The organism is Stenotrophomonas muris (assembly GCF_052751275.1).
Map to the genome: position 1 here is coordinate 3,475,429 of NZ_CP199879.1, position 17,913 is coordinate 3,493,341.

General features: G+C 64.8%; 19 protein-coding genes. 1 reads left to right on the forward strand and 18 read right to left on the reverse strand.

What is annotated here, in order from left to right; genetic code table 11:
- Positions 1–34 precede the first annotated feature (34 nt).
- The 18 genes from ACUVWL_RS16230 to ACUVWL_RS16315 form a co-directional block, all read right to left on the reverse strand.
- On the reverse strand, positions 35–3,523 hold the full coding sequence (locus tag ACUVWL_RS16230) for a host specificity protein J (RefSeq protein ID WP_445978563.1): 3,489 nt from the start codon (positions 3,521–3,523) through the stop codon (positions 35–37).
- Positions 3,520–4,113, reverse strand: coding sequence for a tail assembly protein (locus ACUVWL_RS16235; protein WP_049405454.1), 594 nt, complete (start codon positions 4,111–4,113; stop codon positions 3,520–3,522). The genes ACUVWL_RS16230 and ACUVWL_RS16235 overlap by 4 nt, the downstream gene beginning before the upstream one ends.
- The gene (locus tag ACUVWL_RS16240; RefSeq protein WP_032956266.1) at positions 4,106–4,846 is read right to left on the reverse strand and encodes a C40 family peptidase; all 741 of its coding nucleotides are present in this window, start codon (positions 4,844–4,846) and stop codon (positions 4,106–4,108) included. The genes ACUVWL_RS16235 and ACUVWL_RS16240 overlap by 8 nt, the downstream gene beginning before the upstream one ends.
- A 62-nt stretch (positions 4,847–4,908) precedes the next feature.
- Positions 4,909–5,604, reverse strand: a complete 696-nt coding sequence (locus ACUVWL_RS16245) for a phage minor tail protein L (protein WP_014645608.1) — start codon at positions 5,602–5,604, stop codon at positions 4,909–4,911.
- Positions 5,605–5,756: 152 nt separating this feature from the next.
- The gene (locus ACUVWL_RS16250) at positions 5,757–6,893 is read right to left on the reverse strand and encodes a hypothetical protein (protein ID WP_164077527.1); all 1,137 of its coding nucleotides are present in this window, start codon (positions 6,891–6,893) and stop codon (positions 5,757–5,759) included.
- Between the two features lie 42 nt (positions 6,894–6,935).
- Positions 6,936–8,075 carry a hypothetical protein gene (locus ACUVWL_RS16255; protein WP_053494634.1) on the reverse strand — a complete coding sequence of 380 codons (1,140 nt, stop codon included), beginning with the start codon at positions 8,073–8,075 and terminating at the stop codon, positions 6,936–6,938.
- Between the two features lie 12 nt (positions 8,076–8,087).
- Positions 8,088–8,540, reverse strand: a complete 453-nt coding sequence (locus tag ACUVWL_RS16260; protein ID WP_049441823.1) for a hypothetical protein — start codon at positions 8,538–8,540, stop codon at positions 8,088–8,090.
- Position 8,541: 1 nt separating this feature from the next.
- Positions 8,542–9,663, reverse strand: a complete 1,122-nt coding sequence (locus ACUVWL_RS16265) for a hypothetical protein (RefSeq protein ID WP_445978564.1) — start codon at positions 9,661–9,663, stop codon at positions 8,542–8,544.
- A gap of 31 nt (positions 9,664–9,694) precedes the next feature.
- Positions 9,695–10,846 (reverse strand): hypothetical protein, encoded by a 1,152-nt coding sequence (locus tag ACUVWL_RS16270; RefSeq protein WP_445978565.1) that lies wholly within the window; start codon positions 10,844–10,846, stop codon positions 9,695–9,697.
- A 117-nt stretch (positions 10,847–10,963) separates the two neighbouring features.
- A complete protein-coding gene (locus ACUVWL_RS16275) occupies positions 10,964–12,136 on the reverse strand; it encodes a hypothetical protein (protein ID WP_445978566.1) in 1,173 nt (390 codons plus the stop codon).
- A 2-nt stretch (positions 12,137–12,138) separates the two neighbouring features.
- A complete protein-coding gene (locus tag ACUVWL_RS16280) occupies positions 12,139–12,468 on the reverse strand; it encodes a phage tail protein (RefSeq protein ID WP_445978567.1) in 330 nt (109 codons plus the stop codon).
- Complete coding sequence (locus ACUVWL_RS16285) at positions 12,465–13,829, reverse strand: phage tail tape measure protein (RefSeq protein ID WP_126411612.1); 1,365 nt, start codon at positions 13,827–13,829, stop codon at positions 12,465–12,467. Before ACUVWL_RS16285 ends, ACUVWL_RS16280 begins: the two co-directional genes overlap by 4 nt.
- A 75-nt stretch (positions 13,830–13,904) precedes the next feature.
- The gene (locus tag ACUVWL_RS16290) at positions 13,905–14,162 is read right to left on the reverse strand and encodes a DUF1799 domain-containing protein (protein WP_014645600.1); all 258 of its coding nucleotides are present in this window, start codon (positions 14,160–14,162) and stop codon (positions 13,905–13,907) included.
- A 50-nt stretch (positions 14,163–14,212) separates the two neighbouring features.
- Positions 14,213–14,521, reverse strand: a complete 309-nt coding sequence (locus ACUVWL_RS16295; protein ID WP_014645599.1) for a phage tail assembly chaperone — start codon at positions 14,519–14,521, stop codon at positions 14,213–14,215.
- Positions 14,521–15,180, reverse strand: a complete 660-nt coding sequence (locus ACUVWL_RS16300; RefSeq protein ID WP_014645598.1) for a phage tail protein — start codon at positions 15,178–15,180, stop codon at positions 14,521–14,523. Before ACUVWL_RS16300 ends, ACUVWL_RS16295 begins: the two co-directional genes overlap by 1 nt.
- Positions 15,181–15,251: 71 nt before the next feature.
- Entirely contained in the window at positions 15,252–15,608 is a 357-nt protein-coding gene (gene gp17 / locus ACUVWL_RS16305) for a tail completion protein gp17 (protein WP_014645597.1), read from the reverse strand.
- A gap of 23 nt (positions 15,609–15,631) precedes the next feature.
- Positions 15,632–15,982 (reverse strand): head-tail adaptor protein, encoded by a 351-nt coding sequence (locus ACUVWL_RS16310; protein ID WP_014645596.1) that lies wholly within the window; start codon positions 15,980–15,982, stop codon positions 15,632–15,634.
- A complete protein-coding gene (locus tag ACUVWL_RS16315) occupies positions 15,979–16,491 on the reverse strand; it encodes a head-tail connector protein (protein ID WP_014645595.1) in 513 nt (170 codons plus the stop codon). The genes ACUVWL_RS16310 and ACUVWL_RS16315 overlap by 4 nt, the downstream gene beginning before the upstream one ends.
- A 378-nt stretch (positions 16,492–16,869) precedes the next feature.
- Between ACUVWL_RS16315 and ACUVWL_RS16320 the strand changes: the two genes are divergently transcribed.
- Positions 16,870–17,826: a cation diffusion facilitator family transporter gene (locus ACUVWL_RS16320; protein ID WP_014645594.1), complete on the forward strand. Its 957-nt coding sequence runs from the start codon at positions 16,870–16,872 to the stop codon at positions 17,824–17,826.
- Positions 17,827–17,913 lie beyond the last annotated feature (87 nt).

The window sequence follows — 17,913 nt, forward strand, 5'->3', positions numbered from 1 at the left end:
CCATCCGGGCCGAATATCTGCATACCTGTTGCCATTACCAGATCCCCATGCGGACGCGGACGCGGCCGTTGCTGTCGTAAACGTGGATGACACTGTCATTGATGGTCAGGCGGCCGCCGTTCTCGGGGCCGTTCATCGTCAACGTGCCGTTCTTGTCGAGCCTCCATCGCGGTTGCCCGCCGGCACCGACCGCATTGGACTGGATCACGTCGCCGATCATGGCGTTCTGGATCCAGCCGTTGCCGATCAGTGCCTGGCTGATGAAGGTCTGCCCGCCCTGCACCACGAAGGGCGCACTGACCTGCCCGCTGTTGGTGTTGATCAGCGCGAAGCGATCAGCCTGCATCAGGATCTGGCTCTGATAGCTGCCATCTGGCTGCTGCTCCACGCCCAGACCCATGCCGGCCATGTAGATCTGCCCGGCGCTGGTGATCTGCGCCTTGACCGTATAGGTCGCGCTGACCTTGCCATCTAGGTTGACCACGGCCTGCGAGACCTGCTGGACCGCGGCGCTGACGCCCTCGATCTTGCCTGGAACACCTTCGATGGACGCTTCGACCGTGTCCACGCGCTTAGCCAGTGCCGCGTCCTTCTCGGCCATCACGCTGTAGACGGTGATGGCACCGGCGCTGACATCGTTCTCGCCGACGTTGTAGTCCTCCTCGCCGGCAGTGTGGTCGCTGACCTGGGCGAACAGGCCGTCGACCTTCTGCCCCTGCGCAGCCACCTTGCCATCGACGTCGGTCACGTCCATTTCCAGCTGGTCGACACGGCCGACGATGGCACCCGCCTCGGCGATCGCGTCGCCGATGTTCTTCCAGTGGCTGCCCGGCGGCGTCTCGTTGCCTGCAGCGGCGCCCTGCCAGCTCCAGATCCTGCCGTCGTGGATGACGGTCTGCCCTGGGCTGTAGGTTGCCTCGGCATCCCAGACCAGCGGCAGCACTTCGGTGACGCGCTCGATCTTGCCCTTCAACTGTTGGCCCAGCGCGCTTTCGTTGATGCGGCCGGCGAAATAGGCGTCGTAGTCCGATGGGTTGCTGCTGGACTCGCCCAGAACACCCATCTCCACCGGATGCCACGGACCCACGTTGCCGCTGCGATCGACCAGGCGCCCCCAGAACCAGAAGCGTGCGCCCGCCGCGAGACCGTTCATCTGGTGCCGCGACTGTGGATAGGCGAAGTCGCCAAGCTTGATGGCCGCTGCGCGATCCGGGCTGGTGCTGTACCAGAGCTCCGTGCGTTCGGTATCCGTGGCGCCTGCCGGGAATTGCCAGCCCAGCTCGATGCCGAACACCCTGCTGCGCGCGGTCAGCGAGGTCAATGCCGGTGGCGGCGTCGTCTTGCCTTCAATGGTGGTGAGCGCGCTGAGCGTCGGCTGCGACACCGCGCCCAGCGCATTGACCGCGCGTACGCGGGCCAGATACTCGCCTGCGTAGACGCCCCGCACTTCCAGGCTTTGCGTCCCGACGCGACCAGCACGGACCCAGTTGAGATCGCCACGGCGCCATTCCACGTCATAACCGATCGCCTTGTCTGCAGCATCCCACTCGATCGTGAGCACGGAGGTAGCGATGCCCTGGTCGACCACCACATGCGAGGCCATCCGCACGTTGGCCGGTGCCGGCTGCACGCTGGGCGGGATGATGCTGATCGGCGGCTGTTCCAGGCGCGTGCCATCGTCGATGGCGGCGTACTTGCCCGGCACGTGCTTGAGCGCGGTGATCTGATAGGTCAGGTCCTCGCCTTCGCTGATCGACAGCACGCGATAGTGCTGCAGGGCCAGCTCCGGCGATTCCAATGCCCAGACCGACTGCGCCACCGGCACCGCCGACCACGGCGCGGTGACGGTCACCGTCTCGCCGTCCACCGACTGCACCGTGCGTGCTTCGGTCTGCCCGCTGGGCAGGGTGGCACGCAGGGTGTCACCGACCGCGATCTGTTCCGGCATGCGGTCCAGCACCAGGCTGCGCGTACCCGCACTACGGATGCGGCCCGCATTGCGGCGGCCGGCGCGGTTCGGGTCGGCCACCTGGATCACATCACCGGGCATGCAGCCCAGCGCATCCAGGCCCACCGAGAAGCTGATCGTCTCGGTTTCCAGCATCTCGGTATGCAGGATGTGGTTGCCCACGCGCTGCGCCTGCGAACGCGAGTGGCAGCCCACCGCCGTCACTTCGGTCTGGTTGATGCCGTAGCGGGCCACGCCAGGCAGGTGCTGCACCACTTCGACCTTCTGCCGGCCGAAGTCGTCCGGATCGATCCACGACACCAGGGCCACCGTGTGCCGCGCCGTGCGGCTGCTGCCGGCATAGTGGAAGCGCCCTTCGATGACGTTGGCCTGGCTGTAGGTCAGCACCGGGTCCTTGGGCATGTCGGCCGAGGCCATCACCTGCCCCGCCGCATAGAAGCTGATGCCGCGGAACATGGTGGCGATGTCCTGCAGCACGCGGTAGGCCTCGGCGCGGGTCTGCAGATACAGGCTGCAGGTGAAGCGCGGCTCCTTGCCGCCCTGGCCATCGCTGACCAGTTCATCGCAGTAGCGCGCGATCTGGTACAGCCGCCACTTGTCCACCCAGTCCAGCGGAACACGATGGCCCAGGCCGAAGCGATCGTTGGTGACGATGTCGAAGAACACCCAGGCCGGATTGTTGGTCCAGCCACTCTTGAAGGTACCGTCCCACACACCGCTGTAGAGACGGCTGAGCGGATCGTAGTTGGAGGGGATGCGTACGATGCGGCCCCACAGCTGGTAGGACCGGGTGGGAATGTTCTGGAACTGGCTGGCATCAACCTGCACCGCCGCCAGCGCACAGTTCGGATAGCGCAGCTTGGCATCGATGATCTCGGTCATCGACAGCACGTTGACGGTATCGGCGATGGTGCTGCTGTTGGCGTTGGCGGTCAGCCGGCGGATGCGCACCTGCCACTGGCTGCCGGCAGGCAGATCGATGCGGCGGCTGCGCTCGTACTGGCTGGTGGTCTTGCCGCTGAAGGCATCGGTCAGCACCGTGCTGAACGGGCCGCCGTCGGTGGACAGATCCACCGCGTACATGATCCGGTAGCCTTCAGTGTCGCCGTTCTCGGTGTTGGTCTTCTGCAACGCCGGCACCGCAAAGCGGATACGGACGGCTGACAGATCGGCACCCGATACGGTGCGCACCACCGGCGCATCGCTGCGCAGCTCGACGTTGACCCCGACTTCGTTCTCGATGGAGGGGAAGCCGCTGATGTGCTCCTGGTCCTGGGTGCCGGAACGCGTCTGCACGTCCACGCCGGAGAAGTTCAGCGTGCCGTCCGGATTCTCGATCGGCACCTGGTCCAGGTAGATCGACTGCTTGCCGGCGACCAGGCCACGGATCTCGCCCTCGCTGGCGAGGTCGATGATGCGGGCCACCGCCATCGAGTGCAGGCTGTCGGCGGTTTCGACCGGGGTTCGGGCGTTGCTCGCGCCCTTCTTGGCACCCGCCAGCACTGGCGTGGCTGCGCCACGCGTGCGCGGCGTGGGATGAGTGGTCTGATTCAAAACTGGTCCTCCGCCAGGATGCCGCCGCTGATCACGGCCGAGCCGATGAACATGCCCTTGGTGTCATGGCCGCCATAGGCGACCGGCACGGGGTTGCCTTGCGCCTGCGTGTTGACGGTGCCGTTCATGCTGTAGCTGGGTGCGTTTTCGGGTGTGTCTTTGGCGCCCAGGCCTTTCGGCTGGGGGGAGAGCATCTGGGTGATCCCGCCAACCACCATGCTGACGCCGGTTGATACCAGTGCAGCTCCGCCAGCCCAAGATGTGTAGCTCCCCACAACGATCAGCACGATGCCAATGATGGTTTGCAGTACACCGCCCCGCTTGCTGCCCACCAGCACCGGCGCGATGCGGATGTCATCCTGTCCCGGCGGGTCGTGCAACTGATCCCGCGACAGGTTCTGCCGGCCGTTGAACACGGCAAACTCCATGCCCTTGGCCTTTGCGCCCATCAGGTACTGCTGGAATCCTGGCAGCATGGTGCACAGTGCATGCACCGCCTCGGCCGGGCTGTTCACCGCCAGCCGGAACCTGCGCCCGAAGCGCGCACCCAGCTTGCCGTACAGGCGGATCGTACGAAGGCGGTCAGTCATGTCGCACCCCGCGATGGCGGACGATGCAGCGGGTGCGCTCGGCCCACATGCCGCCGTACGGCACGGTCTCGGACAGGCGCCCATGCAGGTGATGCAGCATCTGACCGTCGCCTAGGTAGATGCCCGCGTGGTTGGTGACCGGCGAGCGGATCTGCATCAGGATCATGTCGCCCCGCTGCGGCTCGCCCTCGATCAGGTCGAAGCCCTCGGCGTGCAGCCGTTCAAGGCTGTACAGGTCCTGGCCGTGGCTCCACCAGTCGTCCTGGCGTTCGTACTCGGACAGCGGGATGCCCAGTTCGCGTGCGTGGAAATCGCGGACCAGGCTGTAGCAGTCCAGCACACCGTGGGCGAACTGGCGACCGACCAACGGTGCCATGTAGCCCGTGGGATGCAGGGTCTGCAGATCACCGCACAGCGGTGCCTCGCCTGTTACCTGGCCGACGCTGACGATGTGCCAGGTCAGCCCGCTGCGCTCGCACATGACCCGATCGGCGTCGGACGGCGTTGCGGCGGCATCGGGATGGCTGTGCACCAGGGCCAGCACCTCGCCCTTGTCCTCGGCCACGGCATAGTCCTCAGCGGGCAGGCGGAAATGCTCGCTGGGCGTGGCGGCCACGTTGCGGCAGGGAAGATAGCGTTCGTGGCCTTCAATGGCCACGATCAGCCCGCAGCATTCGCGCGGGTACTCGGCCACGGCGTGCGCCTGGATGGCCTGCAGGGTTGTCGGTTGCATGTTTCACCCATGAAAAAGGCCCGCGCGGGCGGGCCTGGAAAGTGGAATCGGGAGGGGATCGATCAGGAGCGCAACAGGCCCGCGGCGGGGAAGCCGCCATAGGGCAGCGGCTTGTCCTGGCCGAAGCGCAGCTTGCAGCTGCGTACCCGACCGCCGCACTGGTCACGCGCCGGATCATCGGTGGCGACGTCGTCGCTGTCGGCCACCGCTGGACCGTTGTAGCCGCAGTACGCGCCGCGATAACCGCCACGCACCAGCCAGCCACACATGCCGGCGATGATCTGCCTGCCCGGCAGCTGCTGCCCATTGAGATCGATCGCGGTGGTCAGCTCGAATTCGACCATCTGCTTGTCCTCACCGATCTTGCGCTCGATGAACCAGACTTCATCAGGGAAGTGCTCGCCAGGATCCGCGCTGGGATTGCCTTCCTCGAAGTTGGCGGCATCCAGGTACTTGGCCAGTGTCTGCCGGCGGATGATGCGGGCACCGACCAGGTCATCGAACAACAGGCACATGGCGGTGATGCGGCCATCGATGTTGCTTACGCGCAGGCGCGGGTTCGGCGGCTGGTCGCTGGTGCGCTCGAAGCCGCTGGCCTCGATCGGCCAGGGGCCATATTCCTGGCCCTGCCACCAGATGAGGCCACTCTGCAGGTGCGCGTGGAAGAAGAGCTTGTCGGCGCCGAAACTGCTGGCGTCGAGTTCATAGACGGTGATGCGGCCACCCGGCTCAAGCTGCTGGGCATCGGCGGTGATCATGGGGTGTTCTCCTGTGCGGCATTGGGAAGAGGGGGTGGCACGGGGTACCGTTCCTGGCCGCACGGTACGATGACGTGGTGGCCTGGGCGCAGCGAGGCAGTGGTGGTGAAGCAGGCGTGCTTTGGCGCCTGCGGAGCGGGGGTTGTCATGGCTCAGAGCTCCGCATCGGCCTGGACCAGCACCTGCGAGGTGGTCGACCACACCACCACCGCGCCCCAGAGCTGCATGTTGTTCGGCATCGAGGCGATGACTGCCGCGTCAACCGTGGACTGCCAGCTGGGCGCTCCGCCGTCGAAGTTGACCAGGTTGCCGGCATTGCCGAAGCCCACCAGGTTCAGCGCGGTGGACGGCGAGGAGATTCTGGGTGCTGAGCGTTTGCGCACCTTGAACGGGATGCACGCTCGCGTGTCGCCGTTGGCGGTGTAGGTGATGCCGATGATCCGGTTTACATCCACCGTCTCGTAGTAGCGCTGGCACAACAGCAGCTCCAGTGCTTCGGACCGGCGGTCGAAGTCGGTGGCGGTATCGCCTTCTTCGATCTGCACTTCGGCCACTTGCACGCTGCCGCTCTTCTGCCCGGCGGCGAACGCGCGGCCGCCGAAATCGGCACCTGCGTCCAGCCAGAAGCCCAGTTGCAGGTAGCTGTCCGGGCCCAGCGTCTTGCCGGCAAGACCGGGAACTTCCACGGTGACCTGGTGCCATCGCCACAGCGTATCGAGCACGACCGAGGCGCCGATGCTGTCGCGCGCGGTAGACCCACCCGTTCCGTAGGACTGCTGCAACTCCACGCCGATGCGGAAGTCGTCCACCGAGGCGCGCGCCTTGAAACTGATCGTGACGGTGCGCCCGGCCAGTGTCCGGACATCCTCGATGCGCTGTTGGACCAGCGCCATGTTGCCGGCACCGGCAACGCTCTGCACCTCCAGCCGAAGCAGGTGGCGCGACCCAGCCAGCAGGCGCCCTCCCTGGCCGCCGCCTGGAGGCACATCCTCGCGTGAGGCAGCCACCCTGGTGCCGATGGCATTGACCGCCCAGCGGTCAGCGATGTAGCGAGAGCCCGTGGATGCAGGGAACGCTGCACCGCGCTGCCAGAACCGGAAGTCGCCGTTGATGAGCGGGTTCCTTCCGGCCATGCGGCCTTCCAGATGCATGAGCGCCGATTGCGCGTCGTCCAGACCAGCGTAGATCTCGGCGAAGTTGTCGTTGATCTTGGTGAATGCCGGCCGCTGGGTCTCACCTCGTTTGCCGTTGGGCTGGACGGTGTCCAGGTCGATGATTCTTCGTGTCATGTGCAGTCCTCGCTGCGTGCGCCGGTGTTGACGGCCAGGGGGTCAGATCTCGGCGTCAGCCGCCCAGTTGCCGCCCACCAGATAGGCATAGAACGGCGTCAGGCCAGAACCGAAATCAAGCTGAAGCGTGAATCCATCGGGACGAAGGAACAGCGGGACAGCCATTCCGCGTGACCACCCGTTGCCGTTGAACAACGACCAGTAACCGAGGGCCGGCGCCACTTCACTGTTGGAGTAGAGCGTGAGTGCGGGCACAGTGCGTTTGGCGACCTTGAAGGAGATCTGCTCACTGCGCGCCAGGCCTGCCTGGAACGCGGCGGCGACGCCCTGCGGTGACGGCATGCCAAGCTGCGGTGCCTGTTCCAGCGGGAAGCTCTTCTCGTAGTACCGCTGGCACAACATCAACTCGGTTGCGTCATCACGCATGTCGTAGTCGGTAGGTGTCGCCCCCTTCTCCAACTGCATGCAGGTCAGCGAGAAGGACCCAGACTGGCCGACAAGCTGTCCGCCATAACCACCGGGTGTCGCAAAGTCGACGATGACGTGCAGCTTGCTGTTGGCTCCCACGGTCTTGCCAGCAATGGATGGCAACTCGACGGTGAAGTACCTGAGCGCGGCCGCGGTGCCGATCTCCTGGACGCCTGCCCGGACCGTCACATCCGGAGACCCATTGGTACCAAACGTCTGGATGAAGCGAACGCCGATGCGGCAGCCCGGCGTCGCGGCCCATGCCTGCATGCTCAGCGTCACGGTACTTCCCGCCAGCGTCTGCACGCCTTCCACCGGCTGGGTGACGAACGCCTCGGTCGCGGCCGTCGATCCGGTGAGATCGCAGTTCATGAATCCCGTGACCCCGAATGCCGGGGCATCGAAGCTGCGGCGTGACACCGCGACCTGCCCCGCCCCGGTGCATACCACCTGGAAGCGATCGGGAACATACACCGCCAGAGGCGACACCACAGTGCGGCTGCTGCCCCGTTGCCAGAACCTGAAGTCACCGTTGATCAGCCGGTTCCGGCCGTTCTGCCTGCGCCGGAGATCCTGCACCGTGGTTTCGAGTTCATCCAGATCCGTGTAGAGATCGGCGAAGTTCTCATTGACCTTGGTGAAGGCCGGCCGCTGCGTCTCACCCCGCTTTCCGTTCGGCTGCACGGTATCAAGGTCGATTGTGCGTCGTGCCATGCGTCGTCCTCCTCAGCCGCCGATGATTTCCGGCGCCTGCTCGGCAGGCCAGCCGAATGCATCCGGCTGCGGCAGTTGCGCCTGGACCTGCCGCCAGTCCGGCGCGGTCTCCTCGGCGGTGGACTCAATAGTCTCCAATGCGAGGTTGACCCCGTCGCGCCAGGCAATCATGGCGATGGCGTCCTGCGCATAGCGCGGCACCGCACTGCCCGCGTAGCTGCAGCAACTCTCGATGCTGTCATAGCCGCGATCGCGGGCACACTGGGCCATCCACTCCCACGCCTTTCCGCGGATGAAGCGATGGAACTGCGCCGAGCCGGGTGCGAACAGCGGCGGTACCGGCTCCGGCTCATTGCCTGCCGTACACCAGGCTTCATAGTCATTCCACAGACGGTGGCCACGTGGAATGAAGGCGCCGGTCTGCAGGCACTTGATGGTGTCGATCTCTTCGGTCAGTTGATACATGTCATAGCTCCGCGTCGGCGGTCCAATGGAAGGAGGAGCCCCAGTTGCCTGCGGCGGATTGGTAATTGACCTGTGCGCCGGACTGGCCGGCATATACGATGGACGTCACCGTGCCGATGCCGCCGCTTGCGCCGGATATGCGCCCTGCCTGCCCGTTCACATCGCTGTAGACCGTGTAGGCTGGGATGGCCCGCTTGGGCACGCGACACCGGATATGCGAGGTGCTGCCAACGCCGACACTGCGGTCGTAGAACTGGTTGTCGCGTCCGATGCCATCGGCCGTGCCAGGCGGCACATCCAGGTTGTAGCTCTTCTCGTAATAGCGCTGGCACAGCTGCAGCTCGTGGGCCAGCGGGCGCAGGTCGAATGCCGTCGCCCTGTCGCCGCGCTCCAGCTGCATCATCGCAAGGCCGAACTCTCCGCTCTGACCGGAGATGACACCGCCATAGGCATCGGCGCACAGATCCACCACCAGCCACAGGAAATCGCTGTCGGCATTGCTGCCCAGCGTCTTCCCCTTCACCGATGGCAATCGCGCACTGAGCTGGAAATAGGTCCAGGACGCGGCGGTGACCGCTACGGTTCCCAGCTCTACGCTGACCGCGGCGGACGGCGAACCACCGGTGCCAAAGTGCTGGATGAGACGAACACCGATGCGTTTTCCTGGCGGGCCATAGGCGAAGCCGGAAACCGTCACCTCGCCGTCGGACAGCGTGGCGACCCCTTCGACCTTCTGTGCGACATAGGCGCTGCTGCCAGCACTGACCTTGGAGACAACGCTGTTGAGGAAACGGCGCGATTCCGGCGCGGCTCCGCCGGCAGGAAGATTGGCCCCGCGATTTGCGGTATGCGTGCAGCTTAGCGCTGCCACGGTCCAACGATCGGCCACATAGATCTCGCCGCCTTGGGTGGTGCCAGTGGTGGCCCGCTGCCAGAAATCGAAGTTGCCGTTGATCAGGCGGTTCCTGCCTGGAGCCGCGCTCTGCAATGCGCTTTCCAGCGAATCCAGCGCGCCATACACTTCGGCGAAGTTGTCGTTGATCTTGGTAAACGCCGGGCGCTGTGTTTCACCCCGCTTACCGTTCGCCTGAACGGTATCGAGGTCGATGATTTTTCTCGTCATTGCTGTCGTCCTGTTCCCTGCGGGCGCCCCGTCAAAGCTCGGCGTCGGCCCACCAATGCCACCAGCCGCCCCAGCGGCCTGGATTGTTGGTCCAGCTGACTTCGTACCCGGAAGGCGAGGCGTAGTTGACCAGGCAGGGCACGCGGGAGATGTTGTCTTCCGCGATGTGCCCATCCTGCTGGATGTTGTCGGCCGAGATGATCATCACGTAGGGATGGGCACGCTTTGCCGTCTGGAATCGCACGCTCTGGTAATGCGCCATCCCCGGTGAGTTGATCGAGAATGCCTCGCGCCCTTCGTTGTGCGCCGTGTTGGGCACGATGTCGAGGTTGTAGCTCTTCTCGTAGTAGCGCTGGCACAACGCCAGTTCCACACCTGGCGGCCGCCAGTCGAAGCATGTCGCTGCGCGGCCCGATTCGACCTGGAACTGGGTAAAGCCGAACGAGCCGTTCTGTGCCACCAGCTCGCCCTTCTGACCAGCACCGCACAGGTCGAACACTACGTAGAGGTGGTCGTTGCCGTTGCTGCCGAGCACCTTTCCCCGGGTACTCGGCAACGTCACCGTGATGCTGTGACGTTTGGCGGTGGTGCCCAGTGTGAGCACACCGGCTTCCAGCACCACCTGCGGCGAGGGTGAGCCGCCGGTTCCGAAATCCTGGATGACACGCACGCCCACACTGCGACCGGGCGCATCAGAGTTCGCCCATACCGAGATCGTGATGTCTCCACTTGTACTGCGGACACCCTCGATCTTCTGCCCCATCCAGGCGCCACTTCTGGTGATGGCCTCGGATACGGTGCAGACCAGAATCGACCGTGTGTCTTCCGGAAATCCGGCCTGCCCGTCGTACGCCACCCGCTGTACGTCGTGGTTGCAGACCAGCGCCGAGTTCGTGAAACGGTCGGCGAAGAACACTTCCGCGCCCAGCGTCCCCGACCCAGTGCCGACACGACCAGATGTACGGCGTTGCCAGAACTGCAGGGCGCCATTGATGAGCAGATTCCTGCCTGGAACGCGCTCGGTGATGGCATTCGCCACGGTTTCCGGGATCTTCGCGACCTCGGTCAACGCGTCGTAGACCTCGGCGAAATTCTCGTTGATCTTGGTAAACGCCGGGCGCTGTGTTTCACCCCGCTTTCCGTTCGGTTGAACGGAATCGAGGTCGATGATCTTTCTTGCCATTGTTGGCTCCTTGAACGAGGTGAATCGGCGGCGTCCGCTCGGGGTCTGAGTACTTTCATTCCGTCAATGGGCGGATCTCACGGCTTTCCGCCCGATCCCGCAGACGCATGAATACACTCAGAGTTCGGCATCGGCGGTGTAGTGGCCTGCCAGTAGAACAGAGCCGCTTACCAGGAAGCCCGCACCGCCTACGTCAGCCATGAACGCCTGGCTCGTTGCCATGACTACGTTAGTCAGCGTTCCCGCGCGCCATGTTCCGCCCGCGGCGTCGTAGTACCTCCAGAAGCTCGGCGATCCGATGTCACCACCTTCTCCGCCTGCATGGAACAGCAGCTTTGGCGTGCTGCGCATCGTGCCTTTGAACTCTGCAACAACCCGGCAGGTGCCACTGTTGAAGGCCACGGCGTTCCGATGGACGGCGGAGCTGCTCCTGCTGTTGGGAACCTCTGTAACAGGAAAGGACTTCTGGTAGTAGCGCTGGCACAGCGCAAGCTCGTGGGCCGGTGATCTCCACTCGAAGCGGGTCGCCCGTGCGCCGGCTTCCCATTGCATTTCACCGAAGTACAACTGGCCTGCCTGCGCGCCGAGCCCTCCTGTGCGCGCGTTGAAGTCGCTGCCCGCTGAGAGCCATACCGCACAGACGACCGAATCATCGCCACCGCCAAGCGTCTTACCGTAGATGGAAGGAAGACTGACGGTCTTGCTGATCCGGTTCAGGCCCTGTGCGAGCGTGAAAACTTCCGGCTGGATCGCCGTGACAGTGGGGCTTCCACCCGTTCCGAAGCGCTGCAGGAACTCGACTGCGATCTTTCTGCCTGCGGTGCCTGCGTTGTAGACCAGGAAGGATAGCGTGCTCTCCGATGCGGCAAAGGTCCGCACACTTTCCACACGCTGCTCGAACAGGAAATGGTGTCCGGCGGCGTTGTGATTCCCGTTGCAATTGGCGGCCAACGTAAACAGGCTTCTCGGGAAGTTCGAATCGCCCGGGGCAACGGGTGATTTGAATATGACTGCTCCGTCCATCCCTCCCTGCTGTGCAAAGAATCTGTCTGCACAGTAGGCAGCGGCGGCGGTGAAGTTGTCCCCACGCTGCCAGAGCTCGAAATTCCCATTGATCAAACGGTTCTTTCCCGAGACTGAGTCTGCGATGGCACCAGGGATTCCCTCCAGCGCCAACGCAACATCCTGAAAGTTCTGGTTGATCTTGGTGAAGGCGGGCCGCTGGGTCTCCCCCCGCTTTCCGTTGGGCTGGATGGTATCCAGGTCGATCCGTTGAAGATCCATGCTCATGCCTACGCGTGGAAGGTCTGTTCGAATGTGGCGGTGATGGTCGATACCTGGCCGCCGAGATGGCTGTCGGTGTAGGAATCACACATGTACAGCCCCTGCCCCAGTGGCCCTTTCCACAGGAAGCTGCGGCCGGCATGACCATCCAGGAAGGTCACGATCTCGTTGATCGTTTTGCGGTTGCCGACGAACTGCAGCTGGTAACTGCGTGAAGTGGCGTTCAGGCCATCGGCAGCGGCCTGCGCATAGCCATCTCCGAACTTCGCGCGCTTCAAGGCGGCGGTGGTGGTTCCAGTACTCTGGCTGGTTGCCGGCCAGGTGAAGGTGTCGGTCATTGCATGGCACTCCTGCTGAGCACACCACCTGCCTTCAGGTCACGACTCTGCAGCTCGCGGTACTTGCGTTCCACGAACTGGCCGATCTCGTTGCCGAACTGCTGCAGCATGCTTTCGTTGGTGGTGACTTCCTTGCCACCGTTGTTGTCGATGCGGATGCTGACTCCCACTCCGCCGCCACCGCCGCCACCGTGCGCGGCCACACCCAGGCGGCCGTCCGGCCCGCGCCGCAGCGGCATGATCGCTTCCGGTCCCGCTTCGCCGAACACGCCGGCGCCCTTGGCGAAGGCGAACAGCTGCGGAGTGTTGTAGACACCGCCGGAATAGGCCGACAGGCTCGGCGACTGGTAGACGCCACCGTTGGCGTTGGCCTCCACCCCCGTGCCATATCCGAACAGGCCCGCGATCTTCTTGACGCCCCAGACGATTGCCTGTTGGATGGCGATCATCTTTAGATCGGCGATGATCGACTTGGCCAGATCCTTGTAGTTGGACTTGCCCGTCTTCACGAAGCTCTGCAGTGCCGCCTCTGCGCCGGTGAACGCCTTGGAAAAGGCATCCTGGGTGGACTTGGCGGAGTTCTCGGTCTTTTCCATGTACTCGCCGAGCGCGCTGCCGAAGCCCTTGCGGAACCCCGAAAGTCCTGTGGTGCCCTTGGTGTCCTTGGCGTCCTTGGTTTCGCCCGCCTTGGCATCACCGGCCTTGGCGTCCTTGGCAGTCGCCACGCCTGCAGCCACCGCCGCCGCGTCCGTCGCTGCATCCTTGGGCGTCAGGTCGACCCCCATCAAGCCGGCGATCTTCCTCGCCCCCCAGACCAGTGCCTGCTGTGCGGCGATCATCTTGAGGTCGGACAGGATGGACTGGGCCAGTTCCTTGTACTTGGACTTGCCGGTGGTCACGAAGCTCCTCAACGCTTCGTCGGCGCCGGTGAATGCTTTGTCGAAGGCTTTCTTGGCAGCCGTGGCGGTGTTTTCGGTCTTGCCGATATAGTCGCCGAGCGCGCCGCCCAGGCCCTTGCGGATGCCTGCCAGGCCCTTGTCGTCCTGTTGGGCCTTCTCTTCCTTCCTTGCAGCCTTGCCGGCGTCCGCGCCCGCTGCGGTTGTTCCTGCCTTCGCCGCCGCCTGCAGCTGCGTGTTCAGGGCGGTCAGCTGCGTGGACAGTGCGGTGACCAATGATGCGCTGGTGGTCAGCACGGCATTGAATGCCTGCTGCACCGTGTTGATCTTCTCCAGCTGCCGCTGGAACTCCTGTGTGGTGCCGGTCATCTCGGTCATGCCGCGCCTTGCTGCCTGCATGGCCGTTTCCAATGCGTTGCTGGCCTCCACGGTGGTCCGTGTGCTGCCAGGCGATGTAGTGCTCATTGAGTGTTCCTCGGGAGAGTCGGCTCCGCTTCGGCGGAGCCGGGATCGGCCATCGGCATTGCCGCGATGGCCGGCTCATTCCTGTTGCATCTGCTCCAAGGCAGCGCGTTCGATGATGCGGATGGCCGCCATCACCTCGTCATGCTGGTCGCCGTCGAGCGCTTCGCGCTCCAGCTCCCGGTAGACCACGTTGTAATCCAGCCCGATCGGGCCACCTGCGCCGACGCGCCACTGGGTGGCAACCCGCGAAAAAAGTTCGATGGGAAGCACGCACTCCGGCCACAGCTCGACCTGCGGTGGTGGAAAGTGCTTTGCCTTCAATCCAAGCTTCATCAGCTCGGACTCGGTGGGGGCCCGCCAGTACAGGGCCCCCACCGCCTCGATCAGTTTCCCTTGCGTGCGACCTGCAGGGCCTGGGTGTAGCCACCGATGATGGCGCCATCCAGGCCGGCCTGCTGCTGCAGCGCCAGCTCGACGCCGGCGGTGTCCAGCGCCACATCGGCATCCCAGTCCACCACGATGTCCAGGATGGCCTGGGCCACGCTCAACGTGTCATCGCCCAGACGCTCCAGCAGGCTGGCGTAGTCGGCTACCGACAGGTGCCGGTAGGTCAGGTTGAGCTTCTGCTCGCGGCCGTGACCGACGATGGTCAGGGTGCTCTTGAAGCTCTCCGGCGCCTTGACCTGGAACATCAGGCGCCCTCGACCAGGATGGAGTCTGCCAGCGCGGTGAAGGTCGCGGTGGTGCCCATCGGGGTGTTGGCGGCCATGGTCGGGTCGCCGTTGTAGCTCAGGTAGCCGTACCAGTACAGCACGTCGCCGCCGACCAGCTTGGCCCGCAGGATCACCGGCTCGCCCTTGGCGTCAGCGTTCTTCAGTGCCGAATACCACGGCTTCTTCGGATCGTAGAACAGCGGCAGGGTGATGGTCTTGGCGTTCTTGAAGGTCGGCATCTGAACCTGGCGACCGGTCGGGTCTTCGAGCAGCGTGCCGCTCCAGTACTGCTGCTCGCCACCGGCGGTGGTCGGGTCGCCCTGCTGGTCCAGGTCGACGAAGGCGCCCGCCTTGCGCAGTACACCGGCACCGCTGGTACCGGGGAACAGCACGGTATCGGTGGTGTCGATGCCCAGCAGTTCAACGCTGCCGGTGGCTTCAGCACCGGCGCGGGTGGCGCGGTTGTTCAGGGCCGGCCAGCCCGGCAGTTCAATGACCACCACATCGCCGGTGTCGACGCTGTTGGCGGCAACGCTGGCCAGCGCCGGCGCAGCCTTGGAGATCGCGCTGGTGGCGATCGCGGTGGAGACGACCGGTGCGAAGCCGAACTGGGTGCCCTTGGGAAGCTTGAGTGCCATGGTGTATTTCCTCGTTGGATAAAAGAAAGCCCGGCGAATGCCGGGCTGGGGTGTTGCACGGGTGATGCGGTTTACGGGTCGACGTACCACAGGCCGAAATCGAGCCGCGCGCCGTACTTGTGCAGCATCGGCTCATGCACGGCAATTGCAGCGCCGAACGATTCGGCGGTCGGCAATCCTGCGCATACCTGATCCTCGATGTTGCGGATCAGGGTGTTGGCCTGGGCGCGGCTGTCTGCCCAGACGGTCAGCTGCACGCGAGCGTGCTTCTGTTCGGGAATGGAACCTTCGTTGAACCACACGGACTGTCCACCCATCTGCTGGTAGACGGCACACGGATAGATGACCGGTTCCGGCGGAAGGTCGGGATACAGCCGGCCCTGCAGCAGCGGGGCCAGCAGCGCGTGCAGCTGTGCTTCGTAACTCATCGCGGTGTCCTGGTTGGCGTCGCTCAGGCGATGCCTGAAGACTGTTCGGTGAACAGCACCGTGGTCTGGCGCCGGCTGAAGTCGGGCGCAACGCCGGTGATGTTGAAAACACGACCGTCATGCACGATGCGCATGCCGGCCTGGATGCCTGCCTGTCGTGCGGCTGCCAATCGGACATGGAAGCGCTGGCGCCGGATCGTTGCCGGCAGGCGGCTTTCCAGCGTCAGCCGCTGCACGCTGTCTGCGCGGTCGGCGATGATGGCGGCCCACAGTTCTGCCACCGGCTGCCAGGCGTCCAGCGGCTGCCCCCACGCATCGAGCTGGCCGTCCTGGCGCTCGATGCGGATGCGGCGATTGAAGTGGCCGGCGTTCATGGCGTTGCTGCCGATCGGTACGGATCAAGCAGCGCGGCCACGCCGAACGGCAGCTCCATTGCGATGGCAGCGGCGCCTGCCGGTGCATCGAACGTCTGCGCGGAGACGACCACGGCTTCGCGATGGGCGTACAGGTGGCCCAGCAACAGGCGCACCGCTGCACGGATGCTGTCGTTGACCGGCATGCCCTGCAGCAGGCGCGCACTGCGCGCGGTCGCCACGGCCAGGCGGCGATCGGCCACATCACGCATGGCCTTGGCCTTGGCCGCGTTGGTCTCGGCATTGGCGGCGGCAACCGCGGCTTCATGCCCGGTCACCGCCGCCGCCATGTCCTGCGGCAGCTGGTCCAGCGCCTGGTCCAGCGCGGCCTGGTCGGCGTACAGCTCGCGGCCCAGGTAGGCCGCGGCTGCGTCGCTGGCTGCGGCCAGCAGGTCACCCAGGATGGCGTCGTCAAAATCGCCGTCGATACGGCAGTGCGCGCGGCACTGCTCAAGGGTCAGCAGGGGCATCGAATCCTCCTTCGTTGATGGATGTGGAGTGCCCCGATCCTGCGCGCACGGCGGCGCCCCACGCGATCACCAGGACGGCGCGGGAAAGGCAGGATCGGGGCGGAAAACAGAACGGCTGCGACGGGGCCGTCAGGGCCGGTGGCGGTGACCTCGCAGCGCGCGACGGCGCAAACGAAAGAAGCCCCCGGGGTCACCGGAGGCTTCTATGTCATCGTGGTACAAACGATACGCTTCGGGTGTGCACCCGTCAATCCGCAAACGGTTACCAGTCTGGTGACTTTTCCTGGCGCTGTGCGGGCGTGGTCATGGCGACGTGCCGCAGGCTGGATAGAATGGCAACGCGCTGCTTCCGCAGCCCATTTCCCGCTGGATTCCCGCATGCCTGCCAACACCGAACGCTTCTTCGATGCGCGTACCGAACAAGGCGTGCTGCGCCTGTCCATCGCAGGCTCATTGCTGCTGGCTGCCGCTGCGGTGGTATTTGGTCTTCTGGCCAATTCCTCGCTGATCATCTTCGATGGCATCTACGGCCTGATCGATGTGGTGATGACGTGGCTGTCACTGCTGGTCGCGCGTCTGATCGCACTGTCCACCAGCACCGACGCGCTGCAGTCGCGGCTCAACCAGCGCTTCACCATGGGCTTCTGGCACCTGGAGCCCATCGTGCTGGGGGTGAGCGGCACGCTGATGATCGGCGCGGCACTGTATGCGCTGGTCAATGCGGTGGATGCGCTGATGTCCGGCGGCCGCCACATCGCACTCGGCCCAGCCATCGCCTTCGCCGGGTTGTCGATCATCGGCGAAGGTGCGCTGGCCTGGTTCGTGCTGCGCGCCAACCGCCGCATCGGTTCGGAGTTCATCGCGCTGGACGCGAAGAACTGGGTGATCGCCGCCAGCATGTCGGCCTGCTACCTGCTGGCCTTCCTTGGCGGCGTACTGGTGCGCGGCACCTCGCTGGCCTGGGTCGGGCCGTACATCGACCCGGCCATCCTTGCCTTCGTCTGCGTGCTGGTGATGATCGCCCCGCTCGGGACGGTGCGCCGGGCGCTGGCCGGCATCCTGCTGGTCACCCCGCCGGAACTGCAGGCGCACGTGGACGCGGTGGCACGCGCGATCGTGGCCAAGCATGGCTTCGTCGAGCATCGCAGCTACGTCGCCCAGGTGGGGCGTGGCGAGCAGATCGAGTTGTTCTTCGTGGTACGCGAGGACGACCCGCCGCGGCCCCTGCTGGAATGGGACCAGCTGCGCGACGAGATCGGCGATGCGCTGGGCGAGGCCTCGCCGGACCGCTGGCTGACCATCATGTTCACCACCGACCGCGAGTGGACAATCTAGGCCAGCAGGACGATCAATCAAGTTTTTCGTACGGACTGCAACCCAGCGTACGCAGAAACCGGGCAAAGTAGGCTCCAACGCAACTCC